Source organism: Streptomyces sp. NPDC029292 (genome assembly GCF_055569295.1).
Window position 1 is genome coordinate 190,209 of the sequence record NZ_JBVHXR010000012.1, and the last position, 25,345, is coordinate 215,553.

22 protein-coding genes and 1 tRNA gene are annotated in these 25,345 nt (G+C 69.3%); 6 read left to right on the forward strand and 17 right to left on the reverse strand.

The window, feature by feature from the left end; translation table 11 throughout:
* Positions 1-79 precede the first annotated feature (79 nt).
* On the forward strand, positions 80-1,135 hold the full coding sequence (locus ACZ4WS_RS25985; RefSeq protein WP_467983827.1) for a LacI family DNA-binding transcriptional regulator: 1,056 nt from the start codon (positions 80-82) through the stop codon (positions 1,133-1,135).
* A gap of 69 nt (positions 1,136-1,204) precedes the next feature.
* Here the strand turns inward: ACZ4WS_RS25985 and ACZ4WS_RS25990 are convergent, their stop codons facing one another.
* Positions 1,205-1,639, reverse strand: a complete 435-nt coding sequence (locus tag ACZ4WS_RS25990) for an SMI1/KNR4 family protein (protein WP_467983829.1) — start codon at positions 1,637-1,639, stop codon at positions 1,205-1,207.
* Between the two features lie 30 nt (positions 1,640-1,669).
* Between ACZ4WS_RS25990 and ACZ4WS_RS25995 the strand changes: the two genes are divergently transcribed.
* Positions 1,670-2,500, forward strand: coding sequence for a serine/threonine-protein kinase (locus tag ACZ4WS_RS25995; RefSeq protein WP_467983830.1), 831 nt, complete (start codon positions 1,670-1,672; stop codon positions 2,498-2,500).
* Positions 2,501-2,502: 2 nt separating this feature from the next.
* On the opposite strand, the gene ACZ4WS_RS26000 is transcribed toward ACZ4WS_RS25995, so the two are convergent.
* The 5 genes from ACZ4WS_RS26000 to ACZ4WS_RS26020 all read right to left on the reverse strand — a co-directional run bounded on the left by ACZ4WS_RS26000 (position 2,503) and on the right by ACZ4WS_RS26020 (position 6,106).
* Positions 2,503-3,018, reverse strand: coding sequence for a GNAT family N-acetyltransferase (locus ACZ4WS_RS26000; protein WP_467983832.1), 516 nt, complete (start codon positions 3,016-3,018; stop codon positions 2,503-2,505).
* 116 nt (positions 3,019-3,134) lie between these two features.
* A tRNA-His gene (locus ACZ4WS_RS26005) sits at positions 3,135-3,207 on the reverse strand.
* 106 nt (positions 3,208-3,313) lie between these two features.
* Complete coding sequence (orn, locus tag ACZ4WS_RS26010; protein WP_467983834.1) at positions 3,314-3,916, reverse strand: oligoribonuclease; 603 nt, start codon at positions 3,914-3,916, stop codon at positions 3,314-3,316.
* A gap of 123 nt (positions 3,917-4,039) precedes the next feature.
* Positions 4,040-5,284: a helix-turn-helix domain-containing protein gene (locus tag ACZ4WS_RS26015; RefSeq protein WP_467983836.1), complete on the reverse strand. Its 1,245-nt coding sequence runs from the start codon at positions 5,282-5,284 to the stop codon at positions 4,040-4,042.
* Positions 5,285-5,662: 378 nt separating this feature from the next.
* Positions 5,663-6,106, reverse strand: coding sequence for a hypothetical protein (locus ACZ4WS_RS26020; protein ID WP_467983838.1), 444 nt, complete (start codon positions 6,104-6,106; stop codon positions 5,663-5,665).
* A 366-nt stretch (positions 6,107-6,472) separates the two neighbouring features.
* Here ACZ4WS_RS26020 and ACZ4WS_RS26025 point away from each other — a divergent pair, with 366 nt between their 5' ends.
* Together ACZ4WS_RS26025 and ACZ4WS_RS26030 are read left to right on the forward strand one after the other, a co-directional pair.
* Positions 6,473-7,000, forward strand: coding sequence for a universal stress protein (locus tag ACZ4WS_RS26025; RefSeq protein WP_467983840.1), 528 nt, complete (start codon positions 6,473-6,475; stop codon positions 6,998-7,000).
* A gap of 190 nt (positions 7,001-7,190) precedes the next feature.
* Entirely contained in the window at positions 7,191-7,313 is a 123-nt protein-coding gene (locus ACZ4WS_RS26030; RefSeq protein ID WP_467983842.1) for a hypothetical protein, read from the forward strand.
* Between the two features lie 576 nt (positions 7,314-7,889).
* Here ACZ4WS_RS26030 and glmS read toward each other — a convergent pair.
* Together glmS and ACZ4WS_RS26040 are read right to left on the reverse strand one after the other, a co-directional pair.
* Positions 7,890-9,707, reverse strand: a complete 1,818-nt coding sequence (gene glmS / locus ACZ4WS_RS26035; RefSeq protein ID WP_467983844.1) for a glutamine--fructose-6-phosphate transaminase (isomerizing) — start codon at positions 9,705-9,707, stop codon at positions 7,890-7,892.
* A 14-nt stretch (positions 9,708-9,721) separates the two neighbouring features.
* The gene (locus ACZ4WS_RS26040) at positions 9,722-9,979 is read right to left on the reverse strand and encodes a hypothetical protein (protein WP_010986670.1); all 258 of its coding nucleotides are present in this window, start codon (positions 9,977-9,979) and stop codon (positions 9,722-9,724) included.
* Between the two features lie 164 nt (positions 9,980-10,143).
* Between ACZ4WS_RS26040 and ACZ4WS_RS26045 the strand changes: the two genes are divergently transcribed.
* Positions 10,144-11,709, forward strand: coding sequence for a purple acid phosphatase family protein (locus ACZ4WS_RS26045; RefSeq protein WP_467984027.1), 1,566 nt, complete (start codon positions 10,144-10,146; stop codon positions 11,707-11,709).
* 48 nt (positions 11,710-11,757) lie between these two features.
* Here the strand turns inward: ACZ4WS_RS26045 and ACZ4WS_RS26050 are convergent, their stop codons facing one another.
* Positions 11,758-12,639 carry a DUF4429 domain-containing protein gene (locus tag ACZ4WS_RS26050; RefSeq protein WP_467983847.1) on the reverse strand — a complete coding sequence of 294 codons (882 nt, stop codon included), beginning with the start codon at positions 12,637-12,639 and terminating at the stop codon, positions 11,758-11,760.
* A 62-nt stretch (positions 12,640-12,701) separates the two neighbouring features.
* On the opposite strand from ACZ4WS_RS26050, the gene ACZ4WS_RS26055 reads away from it, so the two are divergent.
* On the forward strand, positions 12,702-14,288 hold the full coding sequence (locus tag ACZ4WS_RS26055; RefSeq protein WP_467983849.1) for a beta-N-acetylhexosaminidase: 1,587 nt from the start codon (positions 12,702-12,704) through the stop codon (positions 14,286-14,288).
* 75 nt (positions 14,289-14,363) lie between these two features.
* Here the strand turns inward: ACZ4WS_RS26055 and ACZ4WS_RS26060 are convergent, their stop codons facing one another.
* The 8 genes from ACZ4WS_RS26060 to ACZ4WS_RS26095 form a co-directional block, all read right to left on the reverse strand.
* On the reverse strand, positions 14,364-16,136 hold the full coding sequence (locus tag ACZ4WS_RS26060) for an IucA/IucC family protein (RefSeq protein ID WP_467983851.1): 1,773 nt from the start codon (positions 16,134-16,136) through the stop codon (positions 14,364-14,366).
* Positions 16,133-16,678, reverse strand: coding sequence for a GNAT family N-acetyltransferase (locus ACZ4WS_RS26065; protein ID WP_467983853.1), 546 nt, complete (start codon positions 16,676-16,678; stop codon positions 16,133-16,135). The genes ACZ4WS_RS26060 and ACZ4WS_RS26065 overlap by 4 nt, the downstream gene beginning before the upstream one ends.
* Positions 16,675-17,958 carry a lysine N(6)-hydroxylase/L-ornithine N(5)-oxygenase family protein gene (locus tag ACZ4WS_RS26070; RefSeq protein WP_467983854.1) on the reverse strand — a complete coding sequence of 428 codons (1,284 nt, stop codon included), beginning with the start codon at positions 17,956-17,958 and terminating at the stop codon, positions 16,675-16,677. Before ACZ4WS_RS26070 ends, ACZ4WS_RS26065 begins: the two co-directional genes overlap by 4 nt.
* Positions 17,942-19,384, reverse strand: a complete 1,443-nt coding sequence (desA, locus tag ACZ4WS_RS26075) for a lysine decarboxylase DesA (RefSeq protein WP_467983856.1) — start codon at positions 19,382-19,384, stop codon at positions 17,942-17,944. The genes ACZ4WS_RS26070 and desA overlap by 17 nt, the downstream gene beginning before the upstream one ends.
* Positions 19,385-19,537: 153 nt before the next feature.
* Positions 19,538-20,380, reverse strand: a complete 843-nt coding sequence (locus tag ACZ4WS_RS26080; RefSeq protein WP_467983858.1) for a siderophore-interacting protein — start codon at positions 20,378-20,380, stop codon at positions 19,538-19,540.
* Positions 20,381-20,422: 42 nt separating this feature from the next.
* Positions 20,423-21,472 (reverse strand): ABC transporter substrate-binding protein, encoded by a 1,050-nt coding sequence (locus ACZ4WS_RS26085; protein ID WP_467983860.1) that lies wholly within the window; start codon positions 21,470-21,472, stop codon positions 20,423-20,425.
* A 263-nt stretch (positions 21,473-21,735) separates the two neighbouring features.
* Entirely contained in the window at positions 21,736-23,505 is a 1,770-nt protein-coding gene (locus tag ACZ4WS_RS26090; RefSeq protein WP_467983862.1) for a tannase/feruloyl esterase family alpha/beta hydrolase, read from the reverse strand.
* A gap of 676 nt (positions 23,506-24,181) precedes the next feature.
* On the reverse strand, positions 24,182-25,342 hold the full coding sequence (locus ACZ4WS_RS26095) for an acyl-CoA dehydrogenase family protein (RefSeq protein WP_467984030.1): 1,161 nt from the start codon (positions 25,340-25,342) through the stop codon (positions 24,182-24,184).
* Positions 25,343-25,345: the final 3 nt, after the last annotated feature.

Sequence of the window (25,345 nt, forward strand, 5' to 3'; positions counted from 1 at the left end):
CACCGGGCCCCTGTCCATGAACGGGACTGTTAGATTCCAGGCCAGTCGCGGAGCGCGCGATGTCGACGGGAGGCGGACCATGGCAAGCCACGGAGCGCGGGGCCGGGGCGGCGGGCGGCCGACCCTGGAGGAGGTCGCCGCGCGCGCCGGTGTGGGCCGCGGCACGGTCTCCCGGGTGATCAACGGCTCCCCGCGGGTCAGTGACGCGACCCGCGCCGCCGTCGAGGCGGCGGTCGCGGAACTCGGCTACGTCCCCAACACGGCGGCCCGCGCCCTCGCCGCCAACCGCACGGACGCCATCGCCCTCGTCGTCCCCGAGCCGGAGACCCGCTTCTTCGCGGAGCCGTACTTCTCGGACATGCTGCGGGGTGTGGGCGCGGAGCTCTCCGAGACCGAGATGCAGCTGCTGCTGATCTTCGCGGGCAGTGACCGGGAGCGCCGCCGCCTCGCCCAGTACCTGGCGGCGCACCGGGTGGACGGCGTCCTGCTGGTCTCGGTCCACGCGGACGACCCGCTGCCCGACCTGCTCTCCCAGCTGGAGATCCCGGCGGTGATCAGCGGCCGCCGCTCGGCGGAGGAGACGCTGCCGTCCGTGGACTCCGACAACTACGGCGGAGGCCGTGCGGCTGTCGAACACCTGATCGACAGGGGGTGCCGCTCGATCGTCCACCTCGCCGGCCGCCTCGACGTCTTCGGCGCCCAGCGCCGCGTGGACGGCTACCGGGAGGCGCTGCTCGACGCGGGCCGCCCGGTGGACGACCGGCTGATCGTCCCCGGCGACTTCACGGAGGAGGGCGGCCGCCGCGCGATGACCACGCTCCTGGAGCGCTGTCCCGACCTCGACGCGGTCTTCGCGGGCTCCGACGTCATGGCGGCCGGTGCCCGCCAGGTCCTGCGCGAGGCGGGCCGCCGCATACCCGACGACGTCGCCCTCGTCGGCTACGACGACTCGGCGATCGCCCGCCACATGGACCCGCCCCTGACCAGCGTCCGCCAGCCGATCCAGGAGATGGGCCGCGCCATGATCGACCTCCTCCTGGGCGAGATCGCGGACCGCCGCCCGGCGGTGTCACGGGAGTTGGAGAAACGCCAGGTCGTGCTGCCCACGGAGCTGGTGGTGCGGGCGTCGTCGTGACGCGGGCGGGGTGACACGGATGTCGTCGCGCGGGGGGTGTCCGCGTGACGTCAACCGGGTGGCGGTCGCCTACCGGTACCAGTCCTCCCCGTCGCTGCCGAGTGCCCGCCCGAGGTAGTCCCGCAGGTCCCGGGCGGCCCACCGGCGGCTGTCGTCCTCGTGATCCCATACGAAGATGTCGTCGCGCGGGGGTGTCCGGACGAACGCGAACCGGTCACCGCCCCCGTTGTCCCCGAAGAAGAGCAGCGGCTCGAAGGGCATGTACAGCCCGGCGAACTCCGGGTCCGACCGGAAGAACAGATTCTCCTCGACGATCCGCTCCAGGGGCCAGACCGTGTCCGTCCCGTCGAGTCCCACGACACCGTCGGTCTCCCGCAACAGCCCGGCGAGCCCGGCGGGCAGCCCGCACCCCAGCCGCCGCTCCGCCGCGGCCAGTGCGGCCGCGTCGACAGGGAGCGTGAACTCGGCTTCGGCGCAAGCTCGTTCCGCCGCTTCTCTCCACATGGCGGCAGCCTAATGAGGCAGGCTGACGGCATGGTCCTGCACCCCTTGCTGGGAGTTGACGAAGTCCTCGCCGTGGAGCCGCACCTGGGCCGGGTCGGTGAGGTGTTCAGGGCGTTCCGCGAGCAGGACTCGGGGTGCGTGTCGTACGGGGTGCGGCTGCTCGACGGGGCGCGGTGGTTCGTCAAGGAGTCCGTCACCGACTGCGCACGGCGGTCGCTCGAACGCGGCTGGGCGTTCCACCGGGCTGTACGGCACCGGGCCATCGTTCCGCAGGTCCACCGGATCGCCGTACGGGGCGGCGGCTGGGCGGTGGTGATGCCCTGGCGGGACGGCGAGGTGCTGTACCACCCCACCGCGCGCGGCCACCGGGACCGTACGACTCCTGGCAGCCCGATGGCCCGCTTCCGTGCCCTGCCCGCCACCCGGGTGCTCCGCGCCTTCGAACGGGTCCTGGACGCCCATCTCGCGGTGGAGGCCGCCGGCCATGTGGCGGTCGACTTCTACGACGGCGCGCTGCTGTACGACTTCGCCGCCGACGTGGCGCACCTGGTCGACCTCGACGAGTACCGGCCGGGCCCGTTCGTGGTCGAGGAGGAACGCCTGCCGGGCTCCCGGCGGTTCATGGCCCCCGAGGAGTTCGTACGCGGGTCGGTCATCGACACCCGTACGACCGTGTTCACCCTGGGCCGCACCGCCCGGCTGCTCCTGGACGCGGGCGACGAGGAACGCGCCTGGCGGGGCACCCCGGCCCAGCAGGCGGTGATCGTCCGCGCCACCCGCGCCGATCCCGACGACCGCTTCGAGAACGTCCACCGTTTCGCCGACGCGTGGCGTGCGGCCCATGCGCGTCAGGGCGTGTGAGGTCACGCCTGTATCGGCAGTTCCCACCGGACTTCGCCGTCATGGAACGTCCCGGTCGGGGTCAGCCCCGCCGCTGCGGCGACGGCCGCGGACGCGCGGTGGTCCGGGTGGACGTGGGCGACGACCGTGCGGACACGTGGCTCCTCGCCCAGCCGGCCGACCAGTGCCCGCGCTGCCTCCACGGCGAACCCCTGCCCTTGCCAGGCCGTGCCCACCATCCAGGCGATCTCCGCGACATCCCCCGCGACCGTCGCCTGAACCGTGCCCACCAGGCAGTCGCCCGCACGGAGCCGGAGCACCCAGTTGTGCCAGCAGACGTCCGGGTCGGGGGAGCCCGCGACCAGGCGTTCGTAGCGTGAGCGCAGGGCTTCCGGGGTGGCGGGGGTGCCGCCGATGAACGTGTGCAGCGCCGGGTCGGCCAGTACCTCGGCCATCTCCTCGGCGTGCTCGACGCGCAGGGGGAGGAGGTCGAGGCAGGCGGTGCGGATGGTGCCGGCGGTCACGTGGGGCTCGGTCATCGCGTGAGCCTATGTCTCGGGACCGGGCCCGGGACCGGGACTCGGGTGCCCCTGCGGTGGCCCGGAACGCAATCAGCCGGTGACCTGTTCGAACAGGCCACCGGCTGATTACTCAGGGTGAGTGACGGGACTTGAACCCGCGGCATCCTGGACCACAACCAGGTGCTCTACCAGCTGAGCTACACCCACCATGTCCGGTCTTGGTTTCCCTGACCGGCCGAGAAAAAGTGTACAGGGTCCGAAGGGGTGCTCGCGCCCGGCTTTTACGGGGGCCCATCAGGGCCCCGTCAAAGGCCTATTCGGCGGGCAGGACGTACTTGGCCGCGATGGTGCGGGCGGTGTCCGAGTCGGGGCCGGGCTGCGGGACGAAGATCGCCTCGCGGTAGTAGCGGAGCTCGGCGATGGATTCGCGGATGTCGGCGAGGGCGCGGTGGTTGCCGTTCTTCTCCGGGCTGTTGAAGTACGCCCGGGGATACCAGCGGCGGGCCAGCTCCTTGACGGAGGAGACGTCCACGATGCGGTAGTGGAGGTAGTCCTCAAGGGTGGGCATGTCCCGGAGCAGGAAGCCGCGGTCCGTGCCGACCGAGTTTCCGCACAGCGGGGCCTTGCCCGGCTCCTTGACGTGCTCACGCACGTAGGACAGGACCTGCTCCTCGGCGTCCGCCAGGGTCGTGCCCGCGGCCAGCTCGTCGAGGAGGCCGGACGCGGTGTGCATCGTGCGCACCACCTCGGGCATCGTCTCCAGCGCCGCGTCCGGCGGGCGGATCACGATGTCCACGCCTTCGCCGAGCACGTTCAGCTCCGAGTCGGTGACCAGCGCGGCCACCTCGATGAGCGCGTCTTCCGACAGCGAGAGCCCGGTCATCTCGCAGTCGATCCACACCATGCGATCGTTCATGTGTCTCACCCTACGGCCCGCTCAGGCCGGGCGGACCTCCCGTGCGCACGGGCGAGGGCCCGCACCCAAAGGCGCGGGCCCTCGATCCGTCGTACCGGGCGTACTACGGCGTACTGCGGAGCGCTACGGCGCGCTGCGCTGTCCCGGCAGGCTCGGCCGTCCCGCCGCGTACAGGTCCGGGCCGTGCTTGCCCGGGTCCGTGGGCAGCGACGCGGACGACGCTGCCGGGCCCAGAGCGCCGGCGGCCGCGGTACGGCGGGTCTGCATCGGCAGCGCGCCCTCCGGGTTCAGCGAGGGTGGTGGTCCCGAGGAACCCGCCGAGCCGTCCGTGTCCGACGGCCGCTCGGCCTGCGGACGACGGGCGCGGTACGCCGCCCGGTACGCGGCCGGCGACGAGCCGAGCTGGCGCCGGAAGTGACCCCGCAGCGCGACCGGTGAGCGGAAGCCGCAGCGGCCCGCGACCTCGTCGACCGAGTAGTCGGAGGTCTCGAGCAGTCGCTGCGCCTGCAGGACGCGCTGAGTGATCAGCCACTGCAGGGGAGCGCTCCCCGTCAGCGAGCGGAAGCGGCGGTCGAAGGTGCGGCGGCTCATGTACGCGCGTGCCGCCAGCGTCTCGACGTCGAACTGCTCGTGCAGGTGCTCCAGCGCCCAGGCGACGACCTCCGCGAGGGGGTCGGCGCCGATCTCCTCTGGTAAAGATCGATCGAGGTAGCGCTCCTGACCGCCGCTGCGGCGCGGGGGCACGACAAGGCGGCGGGCCAGTGCTCCGGCCGCCTCGTTGCCGTGATCCGTGCGCACGATGTGGAGGCAGAGGTCGATTCCGGCCGCGGTACCCGCCGACGTCAGCACATCACCGTCGTCGACGAACAGCTCGCGCGGATCGACGTGCACGGACGGATAGCGCTTGGCCAGCGTCGGCGCGTACATCCAGTGCGTCGTCGCCGGTCGGCCGTCCAGCAGTCCGGCCGCGGCCAGCACGAAGGCGCCGGTGCACAGCCCGACTATGCGCGCGCCCTCTTCGTGTGCCCGGCGCAGCGCGTCGAGCGCGTCCTCCGGTGGCGGCGAGGTGATCGACCGCCAGGCGGGCACGACGACCGTGCCTGCCCGCGCGATCGCCTCCAGGCCATGTGGCGCGGTGAGTTCCAGGCCCCCTGTGGTCCGCAGCGGGCCTTCCTCTCCGGCGCACACCAGAAGTCGGTAGCGCGGCACGCCGGCGTCCTGGCGGTCAATCCCGAACACCGACAGCGGTATGGAACTTTCGAAGATGGGGCCGCCGCTGAACAGCAGCACCGCGACGATCTCCTTGCGGCGTCGCCCGGAAAGTTTCCGGGCCGCGGCTTCCGGCGCGGCAGTGGAGTCGTGGCTCATCCTGCTAAGCCCCCCTCGGTGGTCGCGGCTCCTCGGTTGTGTCGCTCCTGCACGTTTCCCCTCGGTCCTGCACGAGTCCCCCGCCGTACGACAGTCAAGATCGAATCTACTGCGTCCCGTGGCACCAAGGTGACCAGATCGGCACTCGGCAGAATGTCGACATGGCAACTTGGCGTGAAGCATTCGATCACGAAGCGTTGCACTCGTGGGCCGTGCAGGGAAGTGCGCCTCGTGTCAGTGGCCAATCCCCGTAGGGTGCGCGCGCCTCCCCTACCCCTTTCAGTGCAGGTCGAACTGGGGTTGGGGGGTCGTTCGAGCAAGGGATGTGCGGTAGGCCGAAGTTGGCTGAAAAGAAACGTAGGCGTGCGCACAAACCGGTCAGTCGATCGGCTTGCTTCCGTCACTATGCCTACCGCCTCTGTGCGCCCCCGCACCACCCCGACCGTGCCCGCCGGTCATGCCGGTCACACCGTGCGGGCCGCTTCTGCCGCGGGGGCCGGGCGTGGTGCGCGGGCCGGTCGGAGCGTGCGGGCCGCTTCTGCCGTGCCGCGCGCGGTGCGGGGAGCGCTCCTCCGCACGCAGGCGCGCGGCGACCCGCTCGGACTGTCTCAACAGCATCCTGCAGACCCCGGTCACGGCCGCCAGGCCCAGGGCTGTTCCGGCCGCTCCGGCGAGCGAGGTGCCGTACCAGACGAGGACCACGGGGACCAGTACACAGCTGAAGGCCGCCCAGCGCACCACCTCGCTCGCGGTGTCCGGCACGGGGGGCGGGGCGGAGTGCGCTCCGGAGGAGGAGCGGGACGCGGTCTCGGGTCCAGGCACGCTGTGCTCCCTAGTACTCCAGTGCTCCCATGGCGATCGCTGACCGGTTCAACGCGTGTTCGACCGGTCGGTCACTGCCCCGCCGGCAGCGTGCGGGCCGCGGAGGGCTCCGGCGCGGACCGGAGGGACCCGTACCTGGGTGAACCCTGTGCAAACCGCCTGTACGGGGCAGCAACCATTGCGTTACGGGCGCCTCTCATGCATGCTCCGGGGAACGCCGCGTAGCGCGTGCGGGATCTGGGCAGAGGAGGCGTGCCGCCGTACCCTTGGGGGTATGGGGTTGGGAAGATGATTCCCGGACAGCCCGGGCACTGTTCTGCCGCACGTTGTCGACCCACCCACAAGGATCAAAACGCCGAGATATCCATGGCCGGTCACGAATTCTTCGATCCCGCGGACCGCAAGCGCCCGCTCGCCGATCCCACGGCGGCCGAGCCCCTGGCGGCGGAAGAACTCCGCCAGTCCTGCGATCCCGCCTTCAAGCACGGCGTCGTCGTCGGTTTCGACGGCTCGACGTCCAGCGAGCGTGCCCTCGCCTACGCGATCGGCATGGCCCACCGCTCCGGCTCGGGCCTGATCATCGTGCACGTCGCCAACAGGCTGCCCACCACGGTGTGGGCGGGCTGCGAGCCACCGGTCTTCGTCGACGTGCCGGACCACCGCACCGAGGTGCTCGGACTCGAACTCGCCTGCGCCGAATATCTGGCCGAGGTGCCGTGGATCCTCGTCGAGCGCGGCGGCGACATCTGCCACGAACTCGAAGAGGTGGGGCGGGAGTACGAGGCGGACGCGATCGTCGTCGGCTCCACGCACGGCATCGTCGGGCGCATCTTCGGCTCGGTCGCCGGCAGGCTCGCGAAGCGCGCGCAGCGCCCGGTCATCGTCATTCCGTAACGGGCCGTCAACTGGCCGTCGTTCCAGGTGGGATGAGACACGGGTGCGGTCGACTCCCGTGTGGCGCGGCGTAAATCTACTCGCGCGTAGAGGTGGTTTGTGCCCTTGTGAAGGGTACATACCGGTCGCCGGACCAACCGCACGGCCGGTACCACGCAGCACAACTGCACATGCATGAAGGGAGCCCGCCGTGGACAATGACGTCTCCGCGGGAAGCGCTACGCCGCCTCTCGGCCATCTCGCTCTTGGGCTCACCCTGGTGGCCCTCGACTTCGGCCACGCCGAAGTGATCGCGCCGCCGGCCGGGGAGTGACGGTCACCGGTTGAGGCAGGCGCGGGTCGGGGGATGGGCGCCCCTGACCCTTGAGAAAACGACCCCCTGTGCGCTTGGTGGCGCGTGCAGGGGGTCGTTCGTGAAGACTCGAATTCGCTGGTCACGCAAGCCGTATTGCCGAACTCGGCACGATCGAGTGGATGGTGTGACGATCTGTATGCCTGCCTGGCGGGGTGTGCGTAGGTTATGCATGCGATCTGGGACGCCGGTGTGGCGTCAGCAGTCGGGGCCCCCGCTCCACCAGCGAGATGGTTCGGGGCCTCCCCGTCGCCTCTGGCCACACTCACATGGCCAGGTCGTGAGGGATTCCGCCCACCTGGAACGGACCGCATACGGGATATGCGTCGCCGACCAGGACGCGAAAGCGGAGGACCAGTGCGCCCAAGACCGTTCGGGGCGTGCCGGTGAGCGAGGACTCAGTCCTGCTCGCTGCTCAGGAACGGTAATGGGCGGCCCCGGCCTTTGCCCTTGAAGGGCGACCCCCCTGTGCGCTTGAGGGCACGCAGGGGATCGTTCATGTTCACGTGACGGCAACTGCCCTCCGTACGGCAGGACTTATTCCACCGTCACCGACTTCGCCAGGTTGCGCGGCTTGTCGATGTCCCGTCCCAGTGCCAACGCCGTGTGGTAAGCGAGGAGTTGCAGCGGGATGCCCATGAGGATCGGGTCGAGCTCGTCCTCGTTCTTCGGGACGACGATCGTCTGGTCGGCCTTCTCCTGCTCCTGGTGCGCGACCGCGAGGATCTTGCCGCTGCGAGCCTTGATCTCCTCCAGGGCGGCGCGGTTCTTCTCCAGGAGGTCGTCGTCGGGGACGATCGCGACCGTCGGCAGGGCGGGCTCGATGAGCGCCAGCGGGCCGTGCTTGAGCTCGGAGGCCGGGTAGGCCTCGGCGTGGATGTACGAGACCTCCTTGAGCTTCAGCGAGGCCTCGCGGGCCACCGGGTAGCCCCGGACGCGGCCGATGAAGAGCATCGAGCGGGCCTCGGCGTACTCCGCGGCCAGCTTCTTGATCTCGTCCTCCTGCTCCAGGATCTCGGAGATCTGGGAAGGGAGCTTGCGCAGACCCTCGATGATCCGCTTGCCGTCGCGGACCGAGAGGTCACGCGTGCGGCCGAGGTGCAGCGCGAGCAGCGCGAAGGCGACGGTGGTGTTGGTGAAGCACTTCGTCGAGACGACGCAGACCTCGGGGCCCGCGTGGACGTACATGCCGCCGTCCGCCTCACGGGCGATCGCCGAGCCGACGACGTTGACCACGCCAAGGACCCGCGCGCCCTTCCTCTTCAGCTCCTGGACGGCCGCGAGGACGTCGTAGGTCTCACCGGACTGGGACACGGCCACGTACAGCGTGTCGGGGTCGACGACCGCGTTGCGGTAGCGGAACTCGGAGGCGGGCTCGGCGTCCGCGGGGATGCGGGCCAGCTCCTCGATCATCTGGGCGCCGATCATGCCCGCGTGGTACGAGGTGCCGCAGCCGAGGATCTTCACGCGGCGCACGGCACGCGCCTCGCGGGCGTCCAGGTTCAGGCCGCCGAGGTGCACGGTGGAGAACCGGTCGTCGATGCGGCCGCGCAGCACGCGGTCCACGGCGTCGGCCTGCTCGTGGATCTCCTTGTGCATGTACGTGTCGTGGCCGCCCATGTCGTACGACTCGGCCTCCCACTCCACGGTGGTCGGCTCGGACGTCGTCCGGGTGCCCTCGGTGGTGTACGTACGGAAGTCGTCGGCCTTGAGGGTGGCCATCTCGCCGTCGTCCAGGGTCACTATCTGCCGGGTGTGGGTGACCAGCGCGGCGACGTCGGACGCGACGAACATCTCCTTCTCGCCGATGCCGAGGACGACCGGGGAGCCGTTGCGGGCCACCACGATGCGGTCGGGGAAGTCGGCGTGCAGCACGGCGATGCCGTACGTGCCCTCGATCACCCGGAGGGCCTCGCGGACCTTGTCCTCGAGCTTCTCGGCCTGGGCGCGGGCGATCAGGTGGGTGAGGACCTCGGTGTCGGTCTCGGAGAGGAACTCGACGCCGTCGGCCTCGAGCTTCTTGCGCAGGTCGGAGGCGTTGTCGATGATGCCGTTGTGGACGACGGCGACCTTGTTGTCCCCGGACATGTGGGGGTGCGCGTTCACGTCGGAGGGGGCGCCGTGAGTGGCCCAGCGGGTGTGGGCGATGCCGGTGGTGCCCTTGAAGCGTGCCGGGACCTTGGCCTCCAGGTCACGGACCCGGCCCTTGGCCTTGACCATCTTCAGGCCGGCCGACTTGGGGGTCGTGACCACGATGCCCGCGGAGTCGTAGCCGCGGTACTCCAGGCGCTGGAGGCCTTCGAGCAGCAGCGGAGCGACATCACGCTTGCCGATATATCCGACGATTCCGCACATATAAGTCAGGTTCCTCAGCCGTAGACAATGCGGCGCAGCTGCCTGAGCGTGAGCTCCGGCGGCGCGACCGCGCGGTACTTCAGGTCCGCCTCGATCCGTTCGAAGATCGTCGCGTTGACCAGACCCTGGGCCTGGAGCTCGCGGTGGCGGCGACGGACGTACTCCTCGGTCGTCTCGTCGAAGTAGGCGAGCACGTCCTGGATCACCCGCAGCGCCTCGCCCCGGTTCAGGGGCGTGGATCGCGTCAGATGATCAACAAGTTCGTCGTGCACCCGTTGATCCTGGAGTACGAGAAGTCGATTCGCAAGAATCCTGCCCGATTTCGGGCAACTGACTGTTGAAACTCTTATGGGGGGCTGTTTGCAAGCTGTCCATCCTGTGTCTTGCGCCGCGTCGATTGCTGGGAGCAACTTCTGGAGCCATGGACACTCCACGCATGGGCGTACCGGAGAAGCTCGCCGAGCGGATGAGCATGGCAGAGCAGCACGAGTATCTCCGCGCCAAGTTCTCGCGGCGCAACATGATCAGAGGCGGCGCCGTGACCCTGGGCGCCGTCGCGGGTGGCGCCTTCGTGCCGGGCGCGACCGCACAGGCCGCGGTTCCCGCCCAGCGGACGGCCGCGAGCACCGAGAAGGTGGACGGCGCACTCGTCGCCCCCTTCGCCCGGCACCTCGCCTACGGCGCCGACCCCCGCACCGAGATGACCGTCTCCTGGCAGGTCCCGGTCGCGGTCAGCAAGCCCTACATACGCATCGGCGCCCGCCCCTGGGACCTCTCCCGCAAGATCGAGGCCGAGGTCCGCTCCCTCTACACCCCGGCCGGCGTCGGCGCGAGCGGCGACCACACGCAGTACTACCTGCACGCCCGGCTCACCCACCTGCGCCCGGGCAAGACCTACTACTACGGCGTCGGTCACGACGGCTTCGACCCGGCGGCCGCGCACCTCGCGGGCACCCTCGGCACCTTCACCACCGCGCCCGCGCAGGCCAAGCCCTTCACCTTCACGGCCTTCGGTGACGAGGGCGTCGGCTACCACGGCCTCGCCAACAACAGCCTGCTGCTCGGCCAGAACCCCGCCTTCCACCTGCACGCCGGCGACATCGCGTACGCCGACCCGTCGGGCGCGGGCAAGACCGCCGACACCGGATTCGACTCGCGCACCTGGGACCAGTTCCTCGCGCAGACCGAGTCGGTCGCCAAGCAGGTGCCGTGGATGGTCTCGTACGGCAACCACGACATGGAGGCCTGGTACTCGCCCAACGGCTACGGCGGCGAGGAGGCCCGCTGGCAGCTCCCGGAGAACGGGCCCGACAAGGCGAACCTGCCCGGCGTCTACTCCTTCGTGCACGGCAACACGGCGGTCATCTCGCTGGACGCCAACGACGTGTCCTTCGAGATCCCCGCGAACCTGGGCATTTCCGGTGGAACGCAGACGAAATGGCTGGAGAGCCGGCTCAAGAAGTACCGGGCCACCAGCGGCATCGACTTCGTCGTGATCTTCTTCCACCACTGCGCGTACTGCACCTCGACCGCGCACGCCTCGGAGGGGGGCGTGCGCCAGGAGTGGGTGCCGCTGTTCGAGAAGTACACCGTCGACCTGGTGATCAACGGCCACAACCACCAGTACGAGCGCACCGACGTCATCAAGGGCAACAAGGTCTCCAAGGAGCTGCCGATCGGCGGCACCGCATACCCGGAGACGGACGGAGTCGTCTACGCGACGGCCGGCGCGGCGGGCCGCAGCCTGTACGCGTTCTCCGCCCCGGAGACGTACGAGGGCCACGAGAACAAGGTCGACTCCGTGGCCTCGTTCATCAACACGAAGGACGGCAAGCAGAACGAGACGGTCGCCTGGTCGCGGGTGCGCTACCTCAACTACTCGTTCCTGCGCGTCGACGTGACACCCGCGCCCAAGGGCCACCTGGCCACACTGAAGGTGCGGGGCATCGCCGAGACGGGCGCGGAGATCGACAGTTTCACGGTGGCACGCCGGGTGCGCTGAGTACGCCGGTGTGCCCGGAAGGCGGGGCACGCCGGTGACGGGCGGTCCTCACATCCTTTTGAGGACCGCCTGCTTGGCCAGCGTGAACTCCTCGTCCGTCAGGACGCCCGCCTGGTGCAGCTCGCCGAGCTCCCGCAGGCGGCGCAGCAGGGCGTCGTGGTCGGCCTCGGCGGGGGGCTCGGGGGACGCTGGCAGCTCCTTCGACGGTACGCCCGTCACGGCGGGCGGCGCCGTCGGATGCGGCAACCGCGCCTGCACCGCCGCCGCGACAAGCGCCATCAGCGGATCCTTCTTGAAGCCCCACAGCTCCACGGAGTTGGGGTCGTACTTCGGCGGGGCCTTGGTCTCCGCGCCGCGCACGGTGAAGCGGAGACAGCCGTTCTCCAGGCCGACCGCGGGGTGCCACTCGACGGCCGTGATGTCCGTCAGGGCGAGCGAGCGGGCGCCCGCGGCCGACTTGGCGTCCTCCGTCTTCCAGTTCCACTCCAGGCGTACGTGCTCGCCGTCGAAGCTCGCCGTGCCGTCACCGGCGGAGGCGGACAGCGGCACGGCGGGCCCCGGCAGCAGATAGCTGTCGACCGGGTCGGACGGCACCTGGTCCAGGAGCAGCGCGTTGCGCACCTCGTCCACGACGTACTCGGCGACTCCGTAGCGGTCGGACTCGACGGTGAGCTGGTACGGGTCGTTCGGCTCCGCGAGCTTGCCGCCGGTCGCCTGGAGGAGCGGGTCGGCGCCGTCGCGCAGCCGGAGCCTGAGCCGTCCGGTCTTCTTGCCCTTCTCGAAGGAGACACCCGCCAACGCGCCCAGGGGGACGGTCAGTTCACCCAGGTTCTTGCGGAGCAGGCTGACGTTCTTGTCGCGTCCCGGTGTCAGTCGCAGGGCGTCGCCGTCGAAGGTCCAGGTGCCGTCGCGCTGGATGATTTCCGCCATGAGGGGGATTGTTTCACCGGGTCTGCGGGAGAGTGGTCTATACCCATTCGAAGGGAGCGCATGTGAGACAGCACAGAACGCCCCGCCTTCTCGGTACGCTGCTGCTCGTGGCGGCTGCCGGTATCTCCGTCGTCGGCGCGGCACCCTCGGCGGCCGGTCGCACCGCGACGCCGCTCGGCCAGGTGGTCCCGGCCCCCGCCTCGGTCCACGCGAGCGGATCCTCGTACCGCATCACCGGTGACACCCGCATCCGTGTCGACGACTCGCGCGAGGCCCGCCGGGTCGGCGAGTACCTCGCGGACATCCTGCGGCCCTCCACCGGATACCGCCTGCCGGTCACCTCGCACGGCGACGGCGGCATCCAACTCCGGTTCGGCGCCAAGAGCCTGGGCGACGAGGGCTACCGCCTCGACAGCGGCACGTCGGGAGTCACCGTCACGGCCGCCAAGCCGGCCGGGCTCTTCCACGGCGTCCAGACCCTGCGCCAGCTCCTCCCGGCCTCCGTCGAGAAGAACTCCGCACAGCCCGGCCCCTGGCTGGTCGCCGGCGGCACCATCAAGGACATCCCGCGCTACGGCTACCGCGGCGCGATGCTCGACGTCTCCCGGCACTTCTTCACCGTCGCCCAGGTCAAGCGCTACATCGACGAGTTGGCGCTCTACAAGGTCAACAAGCTGCATCTGCACCTGAGCGACGACCAGGGCTGGCGCATCGCCATCGACTCCTGGCCGCGGCTCGCCACGTACGGCGGCTCCACGCAGGTCGGCGGCGGGCAGGGCGGCTCCTACACCAAGGCCCAGTACAAGGAGATCGTCCAGTACGCCGCCTCGCGCTATCTGGAGGTCGTCCCGGAGATCGACATGCCGGGGCACACCAACGCCGCGCTCGCCTCGTATGCGCAGCTGAACTGCGACGGGACCGCGCCGCCGCTCTACACCGGCACGGACGTCGGCTTCAGCTCGCTGTGCGTGTCGAAGCAGGTGACGTACGACTTCGTGGACGACGTGATCAGGGAGCTGGCCGCGATCACGCCGGGCCGCTACCTCCACATTGGCGGCGACGAGGCGCACTCCACGAGCCACGCCGACTACGTGACCTTCATGGACAAGGTGCAGCCTCTAGTCGCCAAGTACGGCAAGACGGTGATCGGCTGGCACCAGCTGACCGGGGCGACCCCGGCGAAGGGCGCCATCGCGCAGTACTGGGGGCTCGACGACACCAGTGCCGAGGAGAAGGCGCAGGTCGCGAAGGCCGCGCAGAACGGGACCGGTCTCGTGCTGTCGCCGGCCGACCGGATCTACCTTGACATGAAGTACACCGCGGACACCCCGCTGGGCCAAGACTGGGCGGGCCTGGTGGAAGTGAAGCGGGCGTACGACTGGGACCCGGGCAACTACATTCCGGGCGCCCCGAGTTCGGCGATCCGGGGTGTCGAGGCGCCGCTGTGGACGGAGACGATCGTGAACTCCGCCCACATCGACTACATGGCGTTCCCGCGCCTGCCCGGTGCGGCCGAGCTCGGCTGGTCGCCCGCCTCGACGCACGACTGGGACACGTACAAGGTGCGGCTCGCGGCGCAGGGGCCGCGCTGGGACGCACTGGGGATCGGCTACTACAAGTCGCCCCAGGTTCCCTGGCCCAGCGCGTAGGTACGGAGGTGGGGCTCAGGAGGACCGTCTCCTGAGCCCCACCCGGCTTCACAGACCCCGCGCAGGGGCCGTGCGTCAGAGACCCGCGATCGGGTTCTTCAGGCTGCCGACGAGCTGGAGGGCTCCGGACGGGTCGGCGAGGTCCACCATCTGCTTGTTGTTGCGCAGCTGGAGACGGTTGAGACAGGACAGCGAGAACTCCGGCGCGAACATGTCGTACTGCCGGAATTTGTCGGCGAGTTCGGGCGTCGTGTCCTGGTACGCGCGCACGGCCTCGGCGACCGTCCGCCAGAAGACGTCCTCGTCGAGGATGCCCTCGGTGTCGAGGTTCGCCGCCAGGAAGCGGAAGAAGCAGTCGAAGACGTCCGTGAAGATCGACAGGAGTTTCTTGTCCTCGGGGACCTCGACGCGGATCCGCTCGACCATGGGCGGCAGCACCGCCTGCGGGTCCATGACGGCGATCTCCTCGGCGATGTCCTTGTAGATCGCGCGCTGTACGGCGCCGTCCTTGAGAACCAGGATGACGTTCTCGCCGTGCGGCATGTAGACGAGGTCGTACGCGTAGAAGCTGTGCAGCAGGGGCGTGAAGTAGGCCCGGAGGTAGCGGCGCAGCCACTCCACGGGGTTCAGGCCCGACCGCTCGATCAGCGCGCCCGCGAAGGACGCGCCCTCGTGGTCGACGTGCACGAGGGAGGCCATCGTCGCCAGGGTCTCGCCCTCCTGGAGCGAGGGCACCGGGCTCTCGCGCCACAGGGCGGCGAGCATTTTGCGGTACGGCGAGTAGCGGTCGGTGGCGGCCTCGTACTCCAGGTGCCGGTAGCCGACGGCGGCCCGCTCGCGGATGACCGACAGGCCGGTGGACTTCAGCACCGGGTCGTTCTCGACGAGCTGGGCGAGCCAGTCGTTGATCGCCGGGGTCGCCTCCATGTACGCGGCGGAAAGCCCGCGCATGAAGCCCATGTTGAGGACGGAGAGAGCCGTCTTCACGTAGTGCTTCTCCGGCGCGCTCTTGTTGAAGAACGTCCGGATCGACTGCTGCGCCAGGTACTCGTCGTCGCCCTCGCCGAGGCAGACGAGGTGCCGCTGGGCGACCTCGGCGGCGAAGGTCACGGAGAGCTTGTTCCACCACTGCCAGGGGTGGACGGGGACGAGGAGGTAGTCGTCGGGGTCGAGGCCCTGGTCCGTGAGGGTTCCGGCGAACCGCTCGACCGTCTCCGCGCCCAGCTCCTCGCGCACGAACGACTCGTACTCGATGCCCACACCCGCCGTGAACGCGGCCCGCGAGCGGTGCGCGGCCAGCCACACCAGACGGATCGGGTTCGCGGTCTCGGGGGCGTACGAGAGGTACTCGTGCACCCCGAAGCCGAGCCGCCCGTTGTTGGCGACGAAGCAGGGGTGGCCCTCGGTCATGCCGGTCTCGATGGCCTGGAAGTCCGAGCGGACCAGCTCGCCGACCGGGATCTGCGGCTTGGTGAGCTTGTAGCAGGTGCCCGAGAGGGTGGAGGAGATCTCCTCCAGGTAGACGGGCAGGACCTCGTCGCTCAGGCCGAGCGACTTCTTCAGCTCGATGAAGAAGTCCAGGGCGGCGAGTGGGAGTTCGCTGCCGTCCCGGTGGCGGGTGATCGACTCGGCGTCGACCTGCCAGTGGTCGAGCGAGTGGAGGCGGGCGGTGAAGCGGTAGCGGGTGAGACCGTCGTCGCTGCGGACGACGTACTGGTCCTGGCCCTGCGGATCCGGAGTGATCAGCCGCTCGTGGGCGAACTCGGCGAGCGCCTTGCGGATGAGCAGGCGGTTGGCGCGGGCCCAGCGCTCGGGGGAGAGGTGGGCGACGGTGTCGGCGAGGGTCATGCGGCCACCGCCTTCTGGAACTGCTCCCGAGTGCAGAAGCTCAGCAACGCCTTCTTCTCCGGCTTCTGGATCTCGCGTTCGGGTATGAAGCCGACGGCTTCGTTGAGGGCGTGCACCGCCTTGTTGCGTACGTCGGGCTCGACCACGACCCGCGCGGTCGCCGGGTCCGCGAACAGGTGCTCCATGACGGCGGTGATCACCTGCCGGGTGAAGCCGTGCACGGGCGTGTTCGTCGGCGCGACCAGGAAGTGCATGCCGACATCGCCGGGCTCCGGCTGGTACAGGCCGACCAGCTCGACGTACCGGGGGTCGTACTGCTCCATCAGGAACACGGGCTCACCGTCCAGCAGCCCCAGGAACGCGTCGTGGTGCTCGTGGGCCGCGATCGCAATGTACTCGCGCTCGACGTCCTGGAGTCTGGCGTCCTGCATCATCCAGAAGGCGGCCTTGGGATGCGTCACCCAGCCGTGCAGCAGCTCGGCGTCCTCGGTGGGGTCGAGGGGGCGGATGGTGAACGTACCGATGTCGGTGATCGTGCTCATATGGCGAACTCCTGGAACGCGATGGTCTTTTCGACCGGGTAGTACTCGGTGCCGAGCAGCTCTCGGATGATGTACGCGTTGCGGTACGCGCCCATGCCGAGGTCCGGGGACGTGATCGAGTGCGTGTGGACGCCCGCGTTCTGCAGGAAGACCCCACGTCCCGTCGTGTCGACGGCGTAGTTGCGGGCCACGTCGAAGTTGCCCTGCGAGTCGTAGCGCAGCCGGTCGCGGACCGGCTTCAGGAACTCGGGCTCGGTGTACTTGTAGCCGGTGGCGAGGATCAGGCCCTGGGAGCGCAGCTCGTAGTCCTTGCCCTGCTCCTCCTGGCGCAGGCCCAGGGTGTACGTGCCGTCCTCGTGACGCGCGCTGTTCAGCGAGGAGTTGGTGAGCAGCCGGGTCGGGACCGGGCCGCCGATGTTCTTCTGGTAGAGCAGGTCGAAGATCGCGTCGATCAGCTCGCCGTCGATGCCCTTGAACAGGCCCTTCTGCTCCGTCTGGAGGCGGTAGCGGGTCGGCTCGGGCAGCGCGTGGAAGTAGTCGATGTACTCCGGGGAGGTCATCTCCAGCGTGAGTTTGGTGTACTCGAGCGGGAAGAAGCGCGGGGAGCGCGTGACCCAGTTCAGCCGGTAGCCGTGGACGTCGATCTCGCTGAGCAGGTCGTAGTAGATCTCGGCGGCGGACTGGCCGCTGCCGACCAGCGTGATCGACTCCTTGCGCTGCAACTCCTCTTTGTGGTGCACATAGCGGGAGTTGTGGATGAAGTCGCCGCCGAGACCCGCGCAGGCCTCCGGGATGTACGGCGGGGTGCCCGTGCCGAGGACCAGGTGCCGGGCGCGGAACACCTCACCGGCCTGCGTCCGTACGACGTACACCTCGGCCCCTTCGTCGTACATCACCTCCACGACCGTCGTGCTGAAGCGGACGCTGGAGAGTTTCGACGCGGCCCAGCGGCAGTAGTCGTCGTACTCGACCCGCAGGGGGTAGAAGTTCTCGCGGATGTAGAACGAGTACAGACGGCCCGATTCCTTCAGGTAGTTGAGGAAGGAGTACGGGGAGGTGGGGTCGGCGAGGGTGACCAGGTCCGACATGAACGGGGTCTGGAGGTGCGCGCCCTCCAGGAACATCCCGGAGTGCCACTCGAAGGTGGGCTTCGACTCCAGGAAGACGCCGTCCAGTTCGGCGATCGGCTCGGTGAGGCAGGCGAGACCGAGGTTGAAGGGGCCGAGTCCGATCCCTACGAAGTCGTATGTCTTGGCGGGGGATTCAGGAAGCGCGGTCAAGGGACTCTCCCAGGTACTGCTCGGCATGGCCGGCGATCAGACCGAGTACGGCGGCGATGTCGTCCGTCGTGGTCTCGGGGTTGAGCAACGTGAACTTCAGGTAGTGGCGCCCGCCGACCTTGGTGCCCGCGACGACGGCGTCGCCGGAGGCGAAAATGGCCTTGCGGGCATACAGGTTGGCGCGGTCGATCTCGGCGGGGTCGGTGACGGCGGCCGGGATGTAGCGGAAAACGAGGGTGGACAGGGACGGCTCCACGACCACGTCGAAGCGCGGGTCGGCGGCGAGCAGCTTCCAGCCCTCGGCCGCCAGGTCGCAGACCTCGTCGAAGAGCTCGCCGATGCCGTCCGCGCCCATCACGCGCAGCGTCATCCACAGCTTGAGCGCGTCGAAGCGCCGGGTGGTCTGGAGGGACTTGTCCACCTGGTTGGGGATGCGCTCCTGCACCATGCGGCGCGGGTTGAGGTACTCCGCGTGGTACGTGGCGTGGCGCAGGGTGGACGCGTCCCGGACCAGCACGGCGGACGAACTCACCGGCTGGAAGAAGGACTTGTGGTAGTCGACGGTGACCGAGTCGGCGCGCTCGATGCCGTCGATGCGGTCCCGGTTCTTCAGGGAGGTCAGCAGTCCGCAGCCGTAGGCCGCGTCCACGTGCATCCAGGCGCCGAACTGGGCGCACAGTTCGGCGATTTCGGGCAGCGGGTCGATGGAGCCGAAGTCGGTGGTGCCCGCGGTGGCGACGACGGCCATGGGGACGAGGCCGTCGCGCTTGCAGCGGTCCAGCTCGTGGGCGAGCGCGACGGTCTGCATGCGCTTGTCGTGGTCGACGGGGATCGAGACGACGGCGTCCGCGCCCAGGCCGAGGAGTTTCGCCGACTTCTTGACGCTGAAGTGGCTGACCTCGGAGGCGAAGACACGCAGTTTGGCGAGGTCGTCGGACTTGGCCTCCTCGCGGGCAAGCAGCAGCGCCTGGAGGTTGGACTGCGAGCCGCCGCTGGTGAACACGCCGTCGGCGGCCGGGCCGAGCCCTGTCCGCTCATTGGTCCAGTCGATGAGCTTGCGCTCGATGAGGGTGCCGCCGGCCGACTGGTCCCAGGTGTCCAGGGAGGAGTTGACGGCCGAGAGGACCGCCTCGCCGAGCACGGCCGGGATGACGACCGGGCAGTTGAGGTGGGCGAGGTAGCGGGGGTGGTGGAAGTAGATCGCGTCCCGGAGGTAGACCTCTTCCAGTTCGTCCAGAACCGCCGTGGTGTCGTGCAGTGGGCGGTCCAGGTCGATCTGCTCGATGCGGGGAGCGAGGGCGTCGACCGTGACGCCGGTGAACGGACGGTCGGTGGTGGCGAGTTTGGCCGCCACCCGCTCTATTCCTTCGGTCACGGAACGGCGGTACCGGTCCGCGGTCGTGTCATTGAGCAGGTGCGAGCGCATGTGGGGGTCCTCCGTGCGGGAGAGTCCGAGCGGGACGGGGAGAGGGGAAGTCCGACGTTCAACTTAGGTAAGCCTAACCTAACTTAACGACCCCGAAACCTCGCCTCCCCGTGACCGCGGTCACTCCTGTCTCGGCTCCGCGTCAGCCCTGTGTCACTCCTGCTCGCGCAGCTCTTCCTCGCTCAGCCCGCGCCGCCAATAACCCACGAACGTGACCCTCTTGCGGTCGATCCCGCGCTCGCCCACGAGATGGCGGCGCAGCTCCTTCACGCAGCCGGATTCGCCCGCGATCCAGGCGTACGGGCGTTCGGCGGGCGGGAGTTGGGCGGCCCGTATGGCATCGAGGGCCATGGGGGACCCCTCGTCCCGTACGAGCCAGGTGATCTCGGCGTCGGCCTCGGTCACCAAGTCCTGGATGTCACCGGCGTGATGGACCTCGAGCCAGGCCCGGACGCGGGCGTCCGCCGGCAGCGATTCGAGGATGGCCGAGGCGGCGGGTACGGCTGTCTCGTCACCCCAGATGACGATCAGGTCGGCGTCCTCGGGCGGGCGGAAGCGGATCGCCCTGTTGTCCGCGATCGCCGGGCCGAGGAGCAGGACGCGGTCACCGCCGGCGGCCCTGGACGCCCACCGGGACGCGGGACCGGCGGGTGTCCCGGCCTCAGGCTCCACGCCGTGCAGCGCGAAGTCGATGTCGATCTCGTCGGGGTTCCGCCGCAGGGCGCGCAGGGTGTACGAGCGCATCACCGCCCGTACGTCGTCGGGGAGTTCGCGCCAGCCCTGCCACCAGCCGTCGCCCAGCTCGATGGGGACTGCGGGCTCGGTCTGGCCCGGATGCGGCAGGAAGAGCGACAGGCTCTGATCGCGGCCGTCGGAGGCGAAGTCACGCAGGTCGGGGCCCGCGAAGGTGACCCGGAGCAGAGACGGGCCGAGCCGCCTCGTCCGTACGACCTGGAGGGAGAAGAAACGGAACGGGGCGGCTACGGCCGTCGTCATGAGTGCTCCTGAGTTGTCGTCAGGGAATCAGCGCGGGCGGTGTCAGGCGACCTTCTTCGCGTTCTCGATGGCCTCGGCGAGGTTGTCGAGGATCGGGGTGCACTTGTCGTAGGACAGGATCGGCTCGGGCGTACGCGCGATGACCTGGCCGGCCTTGACGGCGGGCAGCTTCTTCCAGGTGGCCTCGGTGATGTCGGCCGGCTGGATGGTCGAGGTGCGGTCGTCCATGATGATGATGTCCGCCGGGTACTTGTCGACGTTCTCCCAGCTCAGGTTCTCGAACCAGCCGCCGCTGGCCTTCAGGGCGCCGGCCGAGGGCTCGACGATGTTCACGCCGAGCGCCTTGAAGTACTCCAGGTCGATGGAGAGGTTGGAGCCCGAGACGTAGAAGATGTCCTGGCTCGCGGAGCCGGCGAGGACCTTGATCTCGGGGCGGGCCTTGGCGGCCGTGCGCAGCCGCTCGGCGGCCGTCTCGAACTTCTTCTTCGCCTCGACGATCTTGGCGGACTTCACGTCGGCGCCCAGCGACTCGGCGAGCGCGAGCATGCGCTCCAGCGGCTTGGGCATCTGCACGTCGTAGACGGAGATGCCGACGGTCGGGGCGAGCTTGACGATCTTGGCCTTGGACTCCTCGGGGACGTACCAGAGGGTGCCCGCGTCGTCGAACATCGTGGAGAGCAGCACGTCGGGCGCGAGGGCCGCGTACTTCTCGATGTTGAACTGGCCCCACTCGTTGCCGAGGACCGTCACCTTGCTGACGTCCATGTCGCCGGCCTGCACATCGGCCTTGCCGTCCTTGGTCGTGGTCGGGCCGAAGACGCCCTTGACCTCGATGCCGTAGTCGTACAGCGCGGCGGCGACGCCGGTGAACGCGACGATGTTCGCCGGGGTCTTGTCCAGCTTCACCGTCGTGCCGCGGTCGTCCTTGAAGGTCCAGGGACCGGACTTCTCGGCGGCCTTCGTGGAGTCCGAACCACCGTTTTTCGTGTCGTTGTCGTCACCGCAGGCGGCGAGGACGGCACCGAGGCCGAGGGCGCCGCCGGCGGCGAGGATGCCGCGACGGGTGAGGTGGGTGGCACGGGCGTTGGACATGAGTGTGGCTGCTTTCGGCACGGGGCGGGAGCGCCCGCCGGACAAGTTCGAAGGTAGGTTAGCCTAACCTCACTGGTTGTCCAGGGGGCGGGGCATCCCCCGCTCGAACCTGTGTACCGCCTGAGACCGATGAGACCGCCTGACACGACGATGCGGCCCCCGGCACACACCGGGGACCGCATCGTCGTCTCAACTCACCTGCTGCGTCAGGTCACATGGACCTGTCGCACGGGACTGTCACCTGGGGTGGTCGGGACGGGAGGTCAGACCTTGCCCTTGGAGACCACCCACTGGCCCTTGACCCAGTTGCCGACCGTCTCGTAGCCGGAGCGGAAGGAACCGAGCCAGTTCAGCGTCAGGTTGGCCTCGGCGGTGGACTTGACGGCGGTGTAGCTGCTCGCGTCGTCCGCCGAGCCGCCCGTGGTGTTCTTGGCGTAGTACGGGAAGGGGTAGACCGGGCGGGAGGCCGTGGTCTTCCCGGTGCTGTCCACGGACTTGGTGGTCAGGCTCGCCGGGGCGTCACCCTTGGTGACCCACTCGGTCATGGCGGTCAGCGCGTCGAAGGTGTCCGGACCCTGGCCGCCGCCGCAGTGCGCGACGCCCGGGAGCAGGAACAGGCGGGCGAAGCTCTTGGTCGCCGTCTCGCCGCCCATGACCTTCTCCACGGCCTTGTAGTACGCCATGGTGCCGACGGCCGGGATGTGCTGGTCACCCAGGCCGTGCCAGAGGATCAGCTTGCCGCCGGCCTTCTTGAACGCCGAGAGATCGGGGTCGGTGGCGTCGTACATGCCCTCGTTGGGCTGCATGACCTTCTTGTAGTAGGCCGCGGTGAACTTGACGTCCTTGTACGTCAGGGCCGGCTGCGGGCTGTCGAAGATCTGGTAGCGGAGGGTCTCGCGGACGAAGCTGATGTCACCGGAGTTGGCGGTGGCCGTGGCCGGCGTGATGATCCCGGCCCAGTTCAGCTCGGAGCCGCGCAGCTGGTAACCCGGGTACAGCAGCTCGCCGTTCTCGTCGGTCGGGCCGGCGTAGATCCGCTGCAGGGTGGTGACCTGGTCGGCGGTCAGGCAGTAGTCCGCGGAGGTGGACGTCTGTCCGGCCGCGCACTTGATGGTCGCCGGGTCCCAGGTGCAGCTCAGCGGGTCGGCGATGATCCCGTCCGCGGGTGCGTCGCAGCCCTTGAGCACGGCCTTGTGCAGGTCCGCGAGGTCGGCGTTGGTGATGGTGGCCGGGCCGCCGTTGAGGTACACGGACTGGGCGGTCCAGGCGTGCGAGAACGTGTTCAGCGCGGTGAAGTTGTTGGCCGGGGCTCCGGCGATGATGCCGTCGAAGTCGGTCGGGTAGCGCTGGGCCTCGGTCAGGGCCTGGTGACCGCCCTGCGAGCAGCCGTCGAAGTACGCGTGGGTGGCGGCCTGCCCGTAGTACTGCTTGATGATGGCCTTGGCCGCCTGGGCGAGCTGGTGGTCGGACTTGTAGCCGAAGTCCGCGCGCAGCGTCGGGTCGGTGGAGAACAGGCCGCCGCCCTGGTAGTGGCCCTCGTCGCTGGAGGCGACGGCGAACTCACCGCTGGTCAGCGGGACGCAGCCGGTGGAGGCGGGGGCGCTGGTCACGTTCGTGTTGCCGCAGAGGCCGCCACAGCCGACCTGGAGGTAGTTGGCCTGCCAGCCGGCCTCGGGCAGCTTGATCTCGAAGTGGATCTGCGGGGCGATCACGCCCTTCACGTCGCAGGCGGCCCAGTTGCCGAGCGTGTTGCTGCTCGCGGCCAGTTCCGTGGCCGAGGTGATCTCGAAGGGCACGCCGGGGACGGCGCCGGCCAGGTCGAGGGCCGTGATGCCGGAACAGGAGATGGCCGGCGCGATACCGGAGGACGTGCCGCTCACGGTGGTGGCGACAGTCGAGGTGGAATCCTGCGTGCTGTCGGTCGTGCCGTTGGCGAGGGCCACGCTTGCGCCGGTCACGAGCGCGAGGCCGGCGGCGAGGGTGGCCATGAAGGTGGCTGATTTCCACCGATGCCATCTGAACAGCGTGGCCATGCCGTGTCTCCATTCGATCGTCGGGGGTGCCGTACGGGGCGTACGGGTGCGGTTCGTCGAGCTGCACCGTGCGGAACGCGTTCGCCCGTGTGCGGCGGGTGTGCGGAAGCGACCGTCGGCAGGTCGAGGGCGATGCGGCGGTGCGCAGCGCGTATCGGACCGCGACGGCGGTCGGTTCGGCGAGTGCGGGAACGGACGCGCGAGCGTGCCCGTGACGTGACAGGGGCGGGGAGGGGCCGGGAGCGAACGCCGGAAGATCGGAGCGGAGGGGCGCGTGGTGACGGTTTCCGACGGGTGGTCGGCTCTGCCTGTCGCCTGCGGCCCCACCCTCGCGCCGACGCCCGCACGGGGGTCTGCGCGCGGCTGCGGCTCTTGGGTTCAACCTCCTTCCGCGACTCCGACTTTGCAGTGGCGGTACCGCGAAGGAACGTAGCCCGGCGTTAATCTTGACGCAATACCTGTCGACGAGATTGTCGACGATTTTGTCAGGGATTTTGGAAGGGTCCGTGGGGGCCTGCCCTGGCACGGCGGGAACACGGCAGGAATACGGTGGGAACATGGTGGGGATCAGGCCACTGCGGAGGCCCGTGTGCTGGTACCCGGCGCCGGACGCGCAGCGGCCACCCCCGGGGCGGGTGCCCGAGAGTGGCCGCGGTGCCTAGGTGTGCGCGAGTGCTCAGCCCACCAGCCCCAACTCCCGGGCGATCAGCATCCGCTGCACCTCGCTCGTGCCCTCGCCGATTTCCAGGATCTTGGAGTCGCGCCACATACGGGCCACCGGGTACTCGTTCATGAAGCCGTAGCCGCCGTGGATCTGGGTGGCGTCGCGGGCGTTGTCGACGGCGATCGTGGATGAGTAGAGCTTGGCGAGGGCGGCCTCCTTCTTGAAGGGCTCGCCCGCCAGCAGCCGGGAGGCCGCGTCACGCCACGCGAGGCGGGCCGTGTGGGCCTTCATCTCCATGTCGGCGATCTTGAACTGGATGGCCTGGTACGCGCCGATCGGACTTCCGAACGCGTGCCGCTCCTTGGCGTACTTCACCGACTCGTCCACGCAGCCCTGCGCCAGGCCGGTGGCGAGGGCGGAGATGGCGATGCGGCCCTCGTCGAGGATGCGGAGGAACTGGGCGTAGCCGCGGCCCTCCTCGCCGAGCAGGTTCGCGGCCGGTACGCGCACGTCGGCGAAGGACAGCTCACGGGTGTCCGAGGCGTTCCAGCCGACCTTCGAGTACGGGGCGGCGACCGTGAAGCCCGGGGTGCCGGAGGGCACGATGATCGAGGAGATCAGCGGCTTGCCGTCGGGCTTGCGGCCCGTGACCGCCGTGACCGTCACCAGGCCCGTGATGTCCGTGCCCGAGTTGGTGATGAAGCACTTCGTGCCGTTGATCACCCATTCGTTCGTCTCGGGGTCGAGCCGGGCCGTCGTACGCGTCGCGCCCGCGTCGGAGCCGCCGTCCGGCTCGGTCAGGCCGAAGGCGCCCAGGATCTCGCCGGAGCAGAGACGGGGGAGCCACTCGGCCTTCTGCTCGGCGGTGCCGAAGAGGTGGATGGGCATGGCGCCGAGGGAGACGCCCGCCTCCAGGGTGATCGCGACGGACGAGTCGACCCGGGCCAGCTCCTCCAGCACGATGCCGAGGGCGAGATAGTCGCCGCCCATACCGCCGTACTCCTCGGGGAACGGCAGCCCGAACAGCCCCATGCGGCCCATCTCGCGCACGATCTCGTACGGGAACTCGTGCCGCTCGTAGAAGTCACCGATCTTCGGCGCGACGACATCATGCGCGAACTCCTCGACGGTGCGGCGCAGTTCGTCGAGTTCGGGGGAGAGGCGGTGGTCCAGGGA

Coding starts and splice junctions, on each gene's coding strand:
- ACZ4WS_RS25985 (WP_467983827.1), top strand. CDS start 80: ATGGCAAGCCACGGAGCGCGGGGCCGGGGCGGCGGGCGGCCGACCCTG.
- ACZ4WS_RS25990 (WP_467983829.1), bottom strand. CDS start 1,639: ATGTGGAGAGAAGCGGCGGAACGAGCTTGCGCCGAAGCCGAGTTCACG.
- ACZ4WS_RS25995 (WP_467983830.1), top strand. CDS start 1,670: ATGGTCCTGCACCCCTTGCTGGGAGTTGACGAAGTCCTCGCCGTGGAG.
- ACZ4WS_RS26000 (WP_467983832.1), bottom strand. CDS start 3,018: ATGACCGAGCCCCACGTGACCGCCGGCACCATCCGCACCGCCTGCCTC.
- orn (WP_467983834.1), bottom strand. CDS start 3,916: ATGAACGATCGCATGGTGTGGATCGACTGCGAGATGACCGGGCTCTCG.
- ACZ4WS_RS26015 (WP_467983836.1), bottom strand. CDS start 5,284: ATGAGCCACGACTCCACTGCCGCGCCGGAAGCCGCGGCCCGGAAACTT.
- ACZ4WS_RS26025 (WP_467983840.1), top strand. CDS start 6,473: ATGGCCGGTCACGAATTCTTCGATCCCGCGGACCGCAAGCGCCCGCTC.
- glmS (WP_467983844.1), bottom strand. CDS start 9,707: ATGTGCGGAATCGTCGGATATATCGGCAAGCGTGATGTCGCTCCGCTG.
- ACZ4WS_RS26045 (WP_467984027.1), top strand. CDS start 10,144: ATGGGCGTACCGGAGAAGCTCGCCGAGCGGATGAGCATGGCAGAGCAG.
- ACZ4WS_RS26050 (WP_467983847.1), bottom strand. CDS start 12,639: ATGGCGGAAATCATCCAGCGCGACGGCACCTGGACCTTCGACGGCGAC.
- ACZ4WS_RS26060 (WP_467983851.1), bottom strand. CDS start 16,136: ATGACCCTCGCCGACACCGTCGCCCACCTCTCCCCCGAGCGCTGGGCC.
- ACZ4WS_RS26065 (WP_467983853.1), bottom strand. CDS start 16,678: ATGAGCACGATCACCGACATCGGTACGTTCACCATCCGCCCCCTCGAC.
- desA (WP_467983856.1), bottom strand. CDS start 19,384: ATGCGCTCGCACCTGCTCAATGACACGACCGCGGACCGGTACCGCCGT.
- ACZ4WS_RS26080 (WP_467983858.1), bottom strand. CDS start 20,380: ATGACGACGGCCGTAGCCGCCCCGTTCCGTTTCTTCTCCCTCCAGGTC.
- ACZ4WS_RS26085 (WP_467983860.1), bottom strand. CDS start 21,472: ATGTCCAACGCCCGTGCCACCCACCTCACCCGTCGCGGCATCCTCGCC.
- ACZ4WS_RS26090 (WP_467983862.1), bottom strand. CDS start 23,505: ATGGCCACGCTGTTCAGATGGCATCGGTGGAAATCAGCCACCTTCATG.